Genomic DNA, 13,771 nt, shown 5'->3' with positions numbered 1-13,771 from the left:
CCAGCACCAGAACCCACCCTTCGTGGAGCGCCAACTCCCCGACAACCACTGGGAGAACTGATGGTTCCCGAATCCCGCCGGCCGCCGCGGTCGGCCGCGCTACCCAGCACGTTCTGCGCGGTCGTCGCCGAACGACGGCTCCTCGAGAACATCGCACACCGCCTGCTCGGCTCAGCCACGGCGGCGGAACACGCGGTACGGGAGACATACGTCCGCTGGTACACGATGCAGGACGACGAACAAGACGGCATCGACAGCCCGGTCACCTGGCTCGTCGGCACGCTCGTGCGGATCTGTGTCGATCTACGTGAATCGGCCCCCCGCCGTACCGACGGCCAGACCGTCGACCGAGCACGTCACCCCGCCCTTGCCGGCCCGGTGCCCCGACGATGGCGTGCCTGGCGTGACGCGCCGAAGCTGTAGTACGGCCGTGCGGGGGTATCCACATGTGCGCCGGTGCTCAGCGACCGCCGCGATATCGGCAGTGGATCGAGCTCATCCGCACATCCGAGGATGAAAGGGACGAGGCGGCAGTCATGGCAGGGCCAGCGAAAGAGGGGACACTGATGGACGCCCTGGGGGTGTTCGACGCGGTCCGTCCCCGGATCTTCGGCATCGCCTACCGGATGCTCGGCAGCGTCACGGAGGCGGAGGACGTCGTGCAGGACGTCTGGCTCCGGTGGCAGCAGACCGATCGCAGCCAGGTACGGGATCCGGTCGGTTTCTTGATCACGACCACCTCTCGAGTCGCTCTGAACGCCGCGACATCGGCTCGCGCCCGCCGCGAGCTCTATCCCGGGCCGTGGCTACCCGAGCCCGTCGACACCTCCGCCGACCCGATGTTCCAGGCCGAACGGAACGAGTCGCTCGAACTTGCCGTGCTGCTCCTGTTGGAACGGCTCACCCCGGCACAGCGGGCGGTGTACGTGCTGCACGAGGCGTTCGACTACCCGTTCCGGCTGGTCGGGGAGGTACTCGGCATCAGTGAGGCGAACGCGCGGCAGCTCGGCCGACGCGCCCGGATGCAGCTGGCCCAGGAGCGGCGCGATCCGGTCGCCCGCGCGGACCACGGCCGTCTGCTGCGTGCATTCCTCACCGCCGCCCGATCCGGCGACATGACCCAGCTCGAAAAACTGCTCGCCGAGACAGCCGTTTCCTACGCCGACGGCGGCGGCGCCGTCCGGGCCGCACGGGTGCCCATCGTCGGACGCGACAACGTGGCGCGCTACATCCTGGGGCTGTTCCGCAAGTTCGGCAGCGACCTCTCGTTGGAGATCGTCGAATCCAACGGCCGGGCCGCGATCCTCGTGTCGCGAGCAGGAACCTCCGTCGGGTTGGTCACCGTCGACGCCTCACCCGACGGTATCGAACGAGTGCTGATCATCCTCAACCCGGAGAAGCTGACCCAGTTCCAGCGATAGCCGTCGGTGTCGAGGCGAATTACAGAACCGCATTTGGTGTGCGGCGGCGGCCGTTGATTGGCTGACAAGCTGCGGGGGTCGTCGTCGACACGTCGCGCCGGCCACACGGATGGGATCGTTGGCGGATGGCAGAGTCACTCGACCTGCATCTGGAGTTCGATCGGGGTGCGGGGTTCCCGGGTCGTTCGCTGGAGAATGCGCTACGAGAGAGCATTCGGACCGGCCGGCTGCCGGCCGGGTCGCGCCTGCCCGGAAGCCGAAGCCTCGCCGCCGACCTGGGCCTGGCCCGGGGGACGGTCGTGCAGGCGTACGCGCAGCTGGTGGCGGAAGGGTGGCTGGTGACGGCGCCCGGCTCGGGCACCCGGGTCGCGAACCTGCCCCAGGAGCCGCCCGGCTCGCGCCGGGAACCGCGGCCGGCGACGACGCCCGGGCCGGTGATCGAGTTGCGGCCGGGGATTCCTGATCTCGGTTCGTTCCCGCGTACGGCCTGGGCCGGCAGTGTCCGCCGGGCGCTGGCGACGGCGTCGCGCGGCACGCTGGACTACCCCGACCCGGCGGGGCTGCCCGCGTTGCGGGCGGCGGTGGCCGGCTATCTCGTGCGTACCCGTGGGGTGCGCTGCGATCCGGACGCGGTGGTGATCACCGCGGGCTTCACCCAGGGCCTCGCCCTGCTGGCGCGGGCGCTGCACCGGCGCGGCGTGCGCGCCGTCGCCACCGAGAACCCCGGCCTGACCCATCACCGAATGCTGCTGCGTGCCGCCGGCCTGACGGTAACCCCGCTCACCGTCGGCGCGGGCGGGGCCGACCCGGACGAGGCGGCGGGGCAGGCGGCGCTGCTCACCCCGGCGCACCAGCATCCGACCGGCGTGGTGCTCGCCCCGCAGCACCGCTATCGGTTCATCGCCTGGGCGCGGCGGCACGACGCGTTCGTGATCGAGGACGACTACGACGGCGAGTTCCGCTACGACCAGCGGCCGGTGGGCGCGATGCAGGCGTTGGCGCCGGAGCGGATCGTGTACGCAGGCAGCACGAGCAAGTCGTTGGCGCCGGGCGTACGCCTGGGCTGGTTCGTCGTGCCCGAGTCGCTGCGCCGCGACCTGGCGGTGACACTTCTGGAGTCCGGCGCGGCGGTCTCCGCGATCGAACAGCTGGCGATGGCCGACCTGCTCACGCATGGCGACTACGACCGGCACATTCGCCGCATGCGCCTGATCTACCAGCGCCGCCGGGCCGAGCTGGCCGACCGGCTGGCCGAGGTGACCACCACCCCGCTTTCGGGCATCGCGGCTGGCATGCATGCGCTGCTGCCGCTGGCCTCGGCGGCGCAGGAGCACCGGCTGATTCAGGCCGGGCGCCGCCAGGGCCTGCATCTGATCGGCCTGTACAGCAGCGACTACTGGCACGATCCGGCGGATGAGCGGCAGGCGGCGGCCCTGGTCCTTGGGTACGCGGCGCCGCCCTCGCACGCCTGGCAGGCGGCGCTCACTGGACTCGGCGAACTGGTCCAGCAGAGCGGTCGCTGACTGGACCATTCCGCTGGTCTAGGCGGGGATACGTTCGGATCATGCAAACCATGAGGATGGGAAACAACGAGGTCGTGCTGCTGGGCACGGCCATGCCGCCGGTGCTGCCGGAGGGCTCGCACGTCATGACCGGGACAGTCGAACTACCGCCGGGTGACCCCGGCGCGCCGCCGCACCGGCACTCCGGCCCGGTCTTCGGCTATCTGCTCGAGGGCGAGATGATCTTCGAGCTGGAGGGCGAGCCGGAACGGGTGATCAAGGCTGGTGAGGCATTCTGGGAGCCCGGCGGCGACGTCATCCACTACCAGGCCGCCAACAACCTGCCGGACCGGCCGACCAAGTTCCTGGCTGTCATGGTCTGCGCACCGAACCAGGAGATGCTGGTGTACGTCAGCCCCGAGGAACTCGAAGAGCGCAAGGACCGCCGGGCGCCCCGGCCGACCGACGGAGCAGCCTGATCATGCGGATCCTGCTCGCCGGCTCGACCGGCGTCATCGGCCGCCGACTCGCGCCCCTGCTGACCGCCCAGGGGCACGAGGTCGTCGGCCTGGCCCGAAACGGACCGCTCGCCGTCGACGTGTTCGACCGGGATGCGGTGGCCGCCGCTGTGCGTGACGTCCGGCCCGACGCGGTGCTGCACCAGCTCACCAGCCTGAGCACCGGTGACCGTGCCGCCAATGCGCGGCTGCGCCGGGTCGGGACCCGCAACCTCGTCGACGCGGCGCTCGCCGCTGGGGTACGCCGGATTGTGGCCCAGAGCATCGCCTGGGCGTACGAGCCGGGCGCCGAACCGGCGACGGAGGAGGATCCGCTCGACCTCCACGCCGCCGAGCCACGGCAGACCAGTGTGGCCGCTGTCGCCGCGCTCGAATCCGCCGTCCAGGAGGCACCCGAGTGGATCGTGCTGCGGTACGGCACCCTCTACGGCCCGGACACCTGGTACGCCCGCGACGGCCAAATGGCTCAGCTCGCCGCCGCCGGAAAGGTCCTCGCTGACGCGGACGTGAGCAGCCTGCTGCATGTCGACGACGCCGTCGCCGCCGCGCTCGCCGCCCTGGACTGGCCGTCCGGCGCGGTCAACGTCTGCGACGACGAGCCCGCCCCGGCCGCCGAGTGGGTGCCCGCGTTCTGCGCGGCGGCGGGAGTCCCGGCCCCCGCAGTGACCGAGGGGGAGCGGCACGGCTGGGCGCGGGGAGCGAGCAACCACTACGCCCGCAAGCACCTCGGCTGGACCCCGAAGTATCCCTCCTGGCGAGCGGGATTCGCCGCCCTGTGAGCGGTCCGCCCGCCCCCTGGGGCCCGGGCGCACCGCATGCTGCTGGGCCTCGGCACGTGGCATCATTGTCGGATGACTTGGACTGCCCCTGAGGTGAGCCGTCCCAGTGACATCCTCATCGCACCGGAGGCCGATCACCTTCGGAATCTTCTCGACTGGCATCGCGCCACGCTGCTTCACAAGTGCGCCGGCCTTGACGCCGAACAGCTGGCGCGGACGCCATTGGCCTTCACGAACCTTTCGCTCCTCGGTCTGCTCCGGCACATGACCAAAGTGGAGCGCACATGGTTTCGGACGCTCTTTCGCGGCGAACCGTTGGAGACGCTCTACTCTACGGCGGGTTGGCGCGACGCCGACTTCGAGGACATCGACCCGGCGAGCGCCCAATCCGACTATGCCCTTCTGATCGAGGAGACAGAACTCGCCCGCAAGGCTGTGGCCACGGCTTCGATGGACGACACCTTTGCATTTCCGGACGAGGACGTGGCGTCGCTGCGCTACGTGTACCTGCAAATGATCGCTGAGTACGCCCGCCACAACGGGCACGCCGACATGCTGCGACAAGCCATCGACGGAGCGAAGGGCACCTGAGTGCCCCGGGTGGTGGCGGCTGATTTCGCGGGGCCCGGCGAAGTTGCCCGTGCAGTAATGTCCGTGGCGTGGCCACGTTCCTCGTCCTGCTTCGCCGATCCGGCCCTCAATGGGACCCGTCACGGCCCATGCAAGAGCAGTCCGACTGGCCCGCGCACGCGGCGTTCATGGACGAACTGGTGAATACGGGCTCCGTCGTCCTAGGCGGGCCGCTGGCAGACGAGCACAGGGTGGTGCTCGTCGTCGACGCCGAGTCTGAAGACCTCGTCCGCGCTGCCCTCGCCCGCGATCCGTGGAGCGAAACGCATCTACAGGTTGACAGTGTGGAGCCGTGGACAATCCGGCTCGACGGACGGCGTGCGTAACAGCAGATCGGCTCCCAGATCGGCCAGGTGTGCTGCCGAGGCGGGCTGATAAGGAGTCCTTTGAAGACAGCACCTAATGGCCGGCGTAGAGGGCTTCGATCTCGGCGGCACGGTGCTGCTCCACCACTTCCCGTCTGATTTTCAAGGTGGGGGTTAGCTCACCGTTGGCCTCGGTGAAGTCGTCGGGCAGGATGCGGAAGGTCTTGATCGCCTCCGCCTTGGAGACCGGGCTGTTCGCTCGGTCGATGGCAGCCTGGATCTCGCCGCGCAGGGCGGGGTCGTCGCGCAGGTCCGCCACCGATGCGTGCGGGTGGCCGTGAGCGGTTCGCCACCGCGACCACGCCTGCGGGTCGATGGTGATCAGAGCGGCGGCGTACGGCTTGGCGTTGCCGACGAGCATGCAGTTGCTGACCAGCGGGTCCGCGCGTACCCGATCCTCCATCGGTGCGGGCACGATGTGCTTGCCGGCCGCGGTCACGAGGATCTCCTTGGTGCGTCCGGTGATCCGCAGATAGCCGTCCTCGTCGAGGCTGCCGAGGTCGCCGGTGCGGAACCAGCCGTCGGCGGTGAACGCCGCGCGGGTGGCCGACGGGTTGTTCCAGTAGCCCTGGAACACGACCTCGCCGCGGACGAGGACCTCGCCGTCGTCGGCGATCGCCAACTCCACGCCCGGTAGTGGCCGGCCGACCGTGCCGATCCGCATCGCCGAGGGCCGGTTCGCCGCCAGCGCCGGGGACGTCTCGGTCAACCCGTATCCCTCCAGCGCCGTCAGGCCGGCGCCGCGGAAGAAGTGGCCGAGCCGCTCACCGAGCGGGGCGCCGCCGACGATCGCGACGGTGCATCGACCGCCGAGCGCCGCCCGCAGCTTCCGGTAGACCAGCAGGTCGAAGACCCGCCGCGCCAGCCGGAGCATCGGGCCGGGGCCGGCCGGGCGGTCGAGCGCTCGGCTGTACCGCACCGCCACCTGGTCCGCCATGGTGAAGAGGCGACCCTGGTGGCTCTCGATGGCCTTCTGCTGCGCCCGGTTGTACATCCGCTCGAACACTCGCGGCACCGCGAGGACGAACGTCGGCCGGTATCGACGTAGCTGACCCATCACGCCGCTCATGCTGGCGCTGTGCACCATCGTCGCCCGGGTCTGCACCATCCCCACCTGGATCATCCGGGCGAACGCGTGCGCCAACGGCAGGAAGAGCACCGTCGACGCCCTCTCATGGAACAACTCCGGCAGGGCCGCGACCGCGTTGCCGACGTCGAGGCCGATGTTGCGGTGCGTCAGCACGCAGCCCTTCGGCCGGCCCGTCGTCCCGCTCGTGTAGACGATCGTCGCCACGTCCCCGCCCGACACCGCCCCACGGCGGGCCTCCACCTGCTCGTCGTCGACGGCCCGGCCCCGGCCCGCCACCTGTGTCAGGTCACCGGCGTCGATCTGCCACACCTGGCCCAGCCCGGGCAGCCTGTCCCGCACGCCAGCCAGCGCGGCGGCGTGTTCAGCTGTCTCCACCACGCACGCCACCGCGCCGGAGTCGGCCAGAATCCAGGCCAGCTGTTCGGCGCTCGCGGTGTCGTACACCGGAACGGTCACCGCGCCGATCGTCCACGCCGCGTAGTCGACCAGGGTCCACTCGTAGCGGGTGCGGCTCATCAACGCCACCCGGGCGCCCGGCTCGACCCCCGCGGCGATGAGCCCTCGCGCCAACGCCACCACGTCGTCGCGGAACTGCCGGCAGGTCACCGCACCCGCGTCGCCGACGCCGGACTGCTGCGCGGGCCACGACCGGACGTCCGGGTTCGGGCGAAGAAACTGCACCGTGTCCGGTTTCCGCCGGGCGTTGTCCCAGACCACGTCGGCCAGCCCCACCGACTCGCCGCCGGTCACCTTCGGCTTTACCGCGACGCTGCCCCGCATGCCCCGTACGCCCCCTGGCTCTAGACCGATGCGTCCCCGCAAGCTCTATCGGGTGCTCTTCAGCTTCTTGTAGAGCTGCTCGGGCTCCTGCGAGAAGTCGATGCCCTTGTCCCGCGCCCGGGAGAAGTCGTCGATCATGTGCTGAACCTCGCCTGGGGTGAACCGCCGGTCCTCATCACCCTCCTTCTTCAGCCACTTGATCACGTCGTCGTAGTTCTTCCAGTCCCGTTTGCCCATCAGGCGCTCGATGTCGGTGACGTCGTAGTCCTTCTGCATCGCCTGACTGGCCGGGTCGTGGATCTTCATTACCTGCGCCTCCCCGTGGTCGGTGCTCCGCCGCGCGATTGCCCGAGGTATACCCGGGCAAACGCTCCGCTCGTGCTGATCCGCACCGGGCCCGCACGCCGGTAGGCCAGACTGCATGGGTGAAAATCGCCGCGCCGACAATCAGGTGGACGCCGTGGCGGTTCGTGACCGTGTTCGGTGTTGTCAGTCTGCTGTCGGACGTGGTGTACGAGGGCGCCCGGTCGGTCATCGGCCCCTACCTGGCCACCCTCGGCGCATCCGCGGCCCTCGTCGGCCTGGTCACCGGCGTCGGGGAGGCGTTCGCCCTGGCCGGACGGCTGGGCACCGGACCCCTCGCCGACCGGACCCGGGCCTACTGGCCGCTGGTCCTGATCGGCTACGTCCTGACCCTGGTGGCGGTGCCCGCGCTCGGGCTGACCAGCGCGTTGTGGCTGGCTGCACTGCTGTTCGTCGCGGAGCGTGCCGGTAAGGCGATCCGTGGCCCGGCGCGGGATGTCATGCTCTCCCACGCCGCCTCGGCGGTGGGCCGTGGAAAGGGCTTCGCCGTCCACGAGGCGCTCGATCAGGCCGGGGCCGTTGCCGGGCCGTTGCTGGTCGCCGCCGTGCTGGCCGCCACCGCCCACCACTACCGGCCCGCGTTCCTCGCCCTGGCCGTGCCGGCTGTGGCGGTGCTGCTCCTGCTGCTCTGGCTGCGCGCCGGCGTGCCCGATCCGGGTCGCTTCGAACCGGGCCCCTCACCCGGTGCGGCGCCCGCCCCGCCGGGCGCCCGGCTGCCCCGCGTGTTCTGGACCTATCTGGCCTTCACGGTGCTGACCACGGCCGGCTACGCCACCTTCGGCGTGCTCAGCTTTCACCTCGCCACCCGGCACGTCGTACCGGTGGTGGTGGTCCCGGTCGTGTACGCCGCCGCAATGGGCGTCGACGCGCTCGCGGCGCTGGCCTCCGGGTGGCTGTACGACCGGGCCGGCTTCCGAGTGCTCGCCGCCGTACCCCTGCTGACCGCCCTGATCCCGCTGGCCGCCTTCACCACCACCTCGGCGACCGCGGTCGCCGGGGTCCTGGCCTGGGGCGCCGTGCTCGGCATCCAGGAATCCACCATGCGTGCCGCCATCGCGGACATCGTCCCCGCTGCGAGGCGGGGCACGGCCTACGGGATCTTCGCCGCCGGGTTGGGCGGGGCGACGCTGGTCGGTGGGCTGCTTACCGGCGCCCTCTATGACTACTCCATCACCGCCCTGGTCATCGTCGTAGCCGGCATTCAGGCCGTCGCCCTGGCCCTGTTCGTCGCTACCGTTCGCCCGGCGACCCGGCCCGTCCGCCCGTCACCGCAGCGAAGTGGTGGATGACGAACGAGTCGGCGAGAGCACCGCGGTAGGGCCAGCACCGCACTCATCTAGCCGCCGACCGTGCGCGACGCAGCGTCACACCGAGCTGACCCCGGTTCTCGTCCGCACGTGTCACCTCTCTGTGTCAAGAGGCGGCGAGGAGCGGTGTTCTAGGCTGGCAGTCGGCGGGTCCGGGAAGTGACTGTTCCGAAGTGTTGACCATGGGGATCGGGTCGACTGCGCTGGATTGAAGAGCCGCCCCCGCGTGTCCTCCCGGCCCGTCCTCGCTGCCGTGGGTCCTTGATCATCTGCTTGTAGACGACGTCGGATAGGCGTCGTTTCAGGCAGCGCATGGCTTCCATCGGAGTCTTGCCCGCGGCGACTTTGCGCCGGTAATACGCACGCCCCTCGGTGTCGTGGCGCAACTGGACGATGGCCATGATGTGCAGGACGCGATTGATGCGCCGGTTCCCGGCCCGGGACTGCCGGTGGCGTTTCTGGTCACCGGACGAGGCATCCAGAGGTGCGGTGCCGTTCCAGGAGGCGAAGTGCCCACGCGTGGCGAACCGGCTGACGTCACCGATGTCGCCGATCAGTCGGGCAGCGCCGGACGGGCCGATGCCGTTGAGCTCCTGCAGGGCGCTGCCGGCGGCCGCGACGAGCCCGGTCAGCTCGCCGGCCGAGCGCATCGGCCGAACCTACAAGGCCCGCATCTGCCGGGGTCAGCGCGCTACGGAGCGTCAGAGCGACTTGGGCCGCCCAGCTTCCGGACATGCCGATGTGAGCGCGTTTTACTGAAAGCGTTCGAAACTCGCCGCGATGATGTCCGCAGCCTCACGAGCGGGTTGTCGAGTACGCCAGGAGCGCCTGAGCCGTGATCGCCAAGACCCGCTCCGCGCTGTACGGGATCTTCCAATTGCCCTGCCACCACGGCTCTTCGCTGTGCTGATGGCTCAACTCAATGACCCTAAAGCCGTTGGGCGCCGACGCTTCGGCAAGAAGTTTGGCGGAACCTGTCGAGGACCGGTGCCGGCCATTCGTCACACGGACGAAGCAGCCCTCCCAACCACAAGGAGCATTGATGAAGTACGCGATGCTGATCGTCGGCGACGACCGCGAATGGACCGCATTGTCCCCGGCCGACGAACAAGACGTGATGAAGCAGGTCTACGAGTGGTTCGACCGGTGGCAGCCGACCGGCAAGGTCGCCGACGGCGGCGCCGAGCTACAGCCCCGGGACACGGCAAAGACAGTGCGCGCCGGCGCGAATGGCCAGACGCTGATCACCGACCGGCCGTACCTGGAACTCAAAGAGGTCATCGGCGCGATTGTCATGCTGGAGTGCAACGACATTGACGAGGCCGCGCGGACGCGGCCACCTGGCCACTCGCCGCCGGAAATCACGCCGGCACGCTGGTTTCAGCGGCCCCGCAGCTTGTCCCACAGCGTCCGTTTGGGCTGTGGTTGCGCCGGGGGCAGCACGTCTTCGGCAAGCTCCTGCCGGGCCGCGTCGCGGACGGCGGCGGGCAGGTCCGGAGTCACGCAGGCCAGCTGCGCCAGCGACGCCGCGATGAGCACGGGCCGGGTCTGTTGCGCTGCAAGCGCTTTCTCGAAGCGCTCCGCCACCAGCGCGGCGACGCCGGCCCGTTGCGCCGGCTCCATCCACGCCGAGACCACCAGCGCGTAGACGGCCGCCTCGGTGGTCCAGTCCTCGACGCCGAAGACGATGTCGGCCAGCAGCCCCGTTTCACCGCGGTGCAGCAGGCCAAGGCAGCACCACGCCTGCACGGTCCGCTCCCACACGGACATCCGTGCGTGCACCGGCGACTGCGGCGGATGGACAAGCAAGGACAACAATTCTTTGACGGGTACCTCGCGCAGCCGCGCCGCCGCATGGAAGGTGACCGGAGGCGGGCCCCAGGACCGTTGCGCGGCAAGCTCCGCCACCACCCGCGCGGCGCCCGGGTCGGGCGGGGGCAGGGCCGGGCTCTCGTTGGTACCATCGTAGTGCCACAGCATGGCGCCGCCCGGGCGCAAGGGCTGGCGCGGATCGGAGTCGCCTGGGCGGCCCATGGCGATGACGATGCCCGGGCAGCGCCGCCGCACCAGAGCGATCGCGCTCGGCGGCTCCATCGCGGAGATCCCCATCTCCGTCGCCATCTGCTGCGGCTTGAGTCCGGCGACGGTGTTGATGCTCGACGCCTTGCCGGGGGGTACAAAGCCCAGCCACGCAAAGTCCCTGGCCTCCTCAAAATATCCGGCGTTGACGAGCTCTATCAGCTGGCCGAGGTCAAATGCGTGATGATCGGCAGGCATGCGGGCCAGCCTAGACCCCCACGGCCGGCGGGCGTTGCTCCGAGCGGCGATCCGGTGACGGCGATCCAGCCACATATGTGACTCGGTCCGCACGCGCTCCCGGAGACCGGACAAAGTGACCTACTCATTCGAAGGTGTTCTCCCGGTTGGGGGCGGGACCTGCCCGCGATGACGACCAGCCGCACTCTCATGCCGCGATGCGCTCGTCACGGAAGGTAACCGGATCGCAGGGTGCCCTGCATCGGGACGTGCCGAGAAGCGGACGCCTGTTCCGCCGGAGACGCCGATACGGCGACGCCTCATCCCGAGAGGCACCGCCAGAAGCTTCACCGCAGCTGCCAGACGCGAAAGAGGCGAGTTGTGACCATCCAACATCAACCCGAGTTCGGCCGGCCGGGAGAGATCGACCCCCGGCGGTAAGGATGGCGGGCAGCGGATGACCGGCGACCATGGTCAATGTGCAGACCTGCCCGCCGAGGCCGAAGCCGACATGCACGCGCGACGCGTGGCCCGGATTGTCGACGCATGCCACGACTCGCTGAGGACCGGCCAGGCTGCGAAGTGCGCGGGGCTGACCCAGAAGCGCCGTTCGTTCTCCCTCCGCCGGGGGACGGTGCTAGCTCCCGTGGTGGATTCCGGGTCAGGTCTGGTCTACGAGCATGGCTTCAGGCCCAGAACGAGGGAGAGCCATGCAAAAGTCAACGACAAGTCGGGACTCGACGGCCGCGCCGCGCTGGGCGGTGTGGGCGGCCTATGCCGTGCCGCTCTGCGTGTTGCCATCGACGATCTGGCGCGCTACCGCCGCAATTGACGGCACGGTCAGCATGGCGAACGGGGGCTGGTACCTCCTCCTGCTCTCCGGCCTGTCCATGGGGCTCGCGCTGCTCACCCTCGGCCTCGTCCACCACTGGGGTGAGCGAATCCCCGGCTGGGTGCCCGGCGTCGGTGGTCGGACCATTCCAGCCCGGGCGGCCGCGGTCCCCGCGCTGGTCGGGGCTTCGCTGGTCATCGGACTCTGCCTGTACGCCGTGCTCAACATGACATTTCACTTTGTCGATCGGGGACCGGTGTTGGTCGGGCAGCACGATGTCGAGCGGACCCCGCCCGGGCCGGGGATCGTGTCACTCTACGTCCCGCTGCTGGCGTGGGGGCCGCTCGTTCTCGCGGTCGCGGCCAACTACTGGCGCCGGCGCACGCTGGCCCGATGATCGCCCGTCGCCACCGGGTCGCGTCCCGACAGCGGCGTAACACCCACTGGTCCCACCGGCCTTGACAAGTTTCGGCCCGGGACGGCAATTGTCCTCGGCTGTAATCGGTCTGAGCTCTCACATTGATGTTGCCCAGCAATGCTTATCGCAATCACTGAAGTCTGCGGATCCGCAGCGTCGACCATCCGGGGGGTGCGGTGAAGGCGGGGCGAATCGCTGGTTATGCGGCGTTCGGTGCGGCATTGACCTACACGTTGCTGAAGGTTGCCTGGATCGCCGGAAGTTCGGTCGGCATCAGCGAGATGCGCGGACTCTCCCGTGCTGACTGGATGGCCGGCAACATCAGTACCGCCGGCCTCGGCATCGTAGGGGCGATCGTGGCGCTGGCCACGGTACGTTCCTGGGGAATGCGCATCCCACTTTGGCTGATCGCTGTGCCGATGTGGGTCGGCGCCGGGCTGCTCGCTCCGTTCATCGTCCTCATGCCGGCGGCTGCGGTATTCGTGGCTGCCGGTTGGTGGGCACCCCCGGCCACGGCTGCAGATGGCACTGAACCGACGCTCGAGCCGTGGACCTTCGTCATCGTCTACGGCAGCTTCATCGTGCTGGGCGCCGGACTCGCGGTCGCCTTCCCGGTCTACGCGTGGGCCCGGTTCCGCACTGCTCTGCTGGGCACCGTGGGGCAGGTGCCGGCGGGTTCAACGCACCTGGCGCAGGTTCCGTTGGCGTGGGCAGCCGCAGTATTGGCCACCGGCCTGGCCGGCCTGCGGCTGTCCTGGGCGTTCGGCGCTACCGTCGGGCTGCACCCCGGGCCGCGGGACGTCTGGCTACGGCTCGGCGACGTTGTGGCGGCGATGCAGATCTTGTGCGCTGTCCTGGGCGTACTCGTGCTCGTCCACAGATGGGGCAAGGAGCGGCGGTTCACGCTGCCCCTGATCGCGACGTGGCTCGGTGCCGGCGGCATGGTCGGCACCGGTTTCCTCAGCATGCCCACCATCCTGTCCGGCGATCAGTGGGCGCCCGCCGGCCAAACCTTCGCCGCCCACGCAACCGGCACGTTCCTCACCTGCGTAGCCGGGGGGCTGATCAGCCTCGTGGCGCTATTCCTGCTGGTCGAACGTAGAGCCGCGGCAGCCGAGAACACGGCCGCACGGGCGCCGGCCGCAGCCGGGTAGCCGGACCGTTGCCACACCATCGGCGGCGCCAGCCATCCACTGCTGCCGCCATGTCGGCCGGCAGCCCTGAGGCGCCGGATGGCCGGGGGTCTCCAACCCTCAACCTCCGTCGAACGCCGGTGCTCTGCCTGTTGAGCGACGGCCACCGACCTCGTGTCGGACGACGTCCGAGATCTCTGGGCGACGGCATCCGGATCTGCCGCCGACCGGGCGTCACGGACGATGACCGCCGCGCAGGCGCCCAACGTCCGGACGTGCCGAATAGCGGATGCCTCCGTCCTGATGATCGGCACTATCGTGATCGCGTGACGATGGTGCGGCAACGGCAGGACTACTTCGATGCTCTCGGCTGGGTA

15 protein-coding genes and 1 pseudogene are annotated in these 13,771 nt (G+C 69.7%); 12 read left to right on the top strand and 4 right to left on the bottom strand.

The window, feature by feature from the left end; all coding sequences use genetic code 11:
- The first annotated feature begins 60 nt into the window (after positions 1-60).
- The 7 genes from AB0F68_RS27855 (at position 61) to AB0F68_RS27825 (ending at position 5,176) form a co-directional block, all read left to right on the top strand.
- A complete protein-coding gene (locus tag AB0F68_RS27855) occupies positions 61-423 on the top strand; it encodes a sigma factor (RefSeq protein ID WP_357343510.1) in 363 nt (120 codons plus the stop codon).
- Positions 424-446: 23 nt separating this feature from the next.
- Positions 447-1,421: an RNA polymerase sigma factor SigJ gene (sigJ, locus tag AB0F68_RS27850; protein ID WP_357343508.1), complete on the top strand. Its 975-nt coding sequence runs from the start codon at positions 447-449 to the stop codon at positions 1,419-1,421.
- A 125-nt stretch (positions 1,422-1,546) separates the two neighbouring features.
- Complete coding sequence (locus AB0F68_RS27845) at positions 1,547-2,944, top strand: PLP-dependent aminotransferase family protein (protein ID WP_357343507.1); 1,398 nt, start codon at positions 1,547-1,549, stop codon at positions 2,942-2,944.
- A 50-nt stretch (positions 2,945-2,994) separates the two neighbouring features.
- A complete protein-coding gene (locus AB0F68_RS27840) occupies positions 2,995-3,402 on the top strand; it encodes a cupin domain-containing protein (RefSeq protein WP_357343505.1) in 408 nt (135 codons plus the stop codon).
- A 2-nt stretch (positions 3,403-3,404) separates the two neighbouring features.
- Entirely contained in the window at positions 3,405-4,220 is an 816-nt protein-coding gene (locus tag AB0F68_RS27835; protein WP_357343503.1) for an NAD(P)-dependent oxidoreductase, read from the top strand.
- Positions 4,221-4,292: 72 nt separating this feature from the next.
- A complete protein-coding gene (locus AB0F68_RS27830) occupies positions 4,293-4,811 on the top strand; it encodes a DinB family protein (protein WP_357343501.1) in 519 nt (172 codons plus the stop codon).
- 68 nt (positions 4,812-4,879) lie between these two features.
- Complete coding sequence (locus tag AB0F68_RS27825) at positions 4,880-5,176, top strand: YciI family protein (RefSeq protein ID WP_357343499.1); 297 nt, start codon at positions 4,880-4,882, stop codon at positions 5,174-5,176.
- Positions 5,177-5,249: 73 nt separating this feature from the next.
- Here AB0F68_RS27825 and AB0F68_RS27820 read toward each other — a convergent pair whose 3' ends face one another.
- Entirely contained in the window at positions 5,250-7,085 is a 1,836-nt protein-coding gene (locus tag AB0F68_RS27820; RefSeq protein ID WP_357343497.1) for an AMP-dependent synthetase/ligase, read from the bottom strand.
- 45 nt (positions 7,086-7,130) lie between these two features.
- Entirely contained in the window at positions 7,131-7,391 is a 261-nt protein-coding gene (locus tag AB0F68_RS27815) for a hypothetical protein (RefSeq protein WP_357343495.1), read from the bottom strand.
- Between the two features lie 170 nt (positions 7,392-7,561).
- On the opposite strand from AB0F68_RS27815, the gene AB0F68_RS27810 reads away from it, so the two are divergent.
- The gene (locus AB0F68_RS27810; protein WP_357343493.1) at positions 7,562-8,737 is read left to right on the top strand and encodes an MFS transporter; all 1,176 of its coding nucleotides are present in this window, start codon (positions 7,562-7,564) and stop codon (positions 8,735-8,737) included.
- 149 nt (positions 8,738-8,886) lie between these two features.
- Here AB0F68_RS27810 and AB0F68_RS27805 read toward each other — a convergent pair whose 3' ends face one another.
- Positions 8,887-9,405 carry an IS110 family transposase gene (locus AB0F68_RS27805; protein WP_357343491.1) on the bottom strand — a complete coding sequence of 173 codons (519 nt, stop codon included), beginning with the start codon at positions 9,403-9,405 and terminating at the stop codon, positions 8,887-8,889.
- 272 nt (positions 9,406-9,677) lie between these two features.
- Between AB0F68_RS27805 and AB0F68_RS27800 the strand changes: the two are divergent.
- Positions 9,678-10,070, top strand: a pseudogene (locus AB0F68_RS27800) (hypothetical protein); the annotation flags it as partial.
- Positions 10,071-10,135: 65 nt separating this feature from the next.
- Here AB0F68_RS27800 and AB0F68_RS27795 read toward each other — a convergent pair.
- Complete coding sequence (locus tag AB0F68_RS27795; RefSeq protein WP_357343620.1) at positions 10,136-11,032, bottom strand: hypothetical protein; 897 nt, start codon at positions 11,030-11,032, stop codon at positions 10,136-10,138.
- Positions 11,033-11,468: 436 nt separating this feature from the next.
- Between AB0F68_RS27795 and AB0F68_RS27790 the strand changes: the two genes are divergently transcribed.
- The 3 genes from AB0F68_RS27790 (at position 11,469) to AB0F68_RS27780 (ending at position 13,415) form a co-directional block, all read left to right on the top strand.
- A complete protein-coding gene (locus AB0F68_RS27790; RefSeq protein WP_357343489.1) occupies positions 11,469-11,843 on the top strand; it encodes a hypothetical protein in 375 nt (124 codons plus the stop codon).
- A gap of 13 nt (positions 11,844-11,856) precedes the next feature.
- Positions 11,857-12,240, top strand: coding sequence for a hypothetical protein (locus AB0F68_RS27785; protein WP_197698956.1), 384 nt, complete (start codon positions 11,857-11,859; stop codon positions 12,238-12,240).
- A 242-nt stretch (positions 12,241-12,482) separates the two neighbouring features.
- Complete coding sequence (locus tag AB0F68_RS27780) at positions 12,483-13,415, top strand: hypothetical protein (protein WP_357343487.1); 933 nt, start codon at positions 12,483-12,485, stop codon at positions 13,413-13,415.
- Positions 13,416-13,771: the final 356 nt, after the last annotated feature.

The organism is Micromonospora sp. NPDC023966, from assembly GCF_040639095.1.
Classification (GTDB): domain Bacteria; phylum Actinomycetota; class Actinomycetes; order Mycobacteriales; family Micromonosporaceae; genus Micromonospora.
Note: the sequence above shows the minus strand (reverse complement) of the source record. Positions and strands in the feature narration are given on the sequence as shown.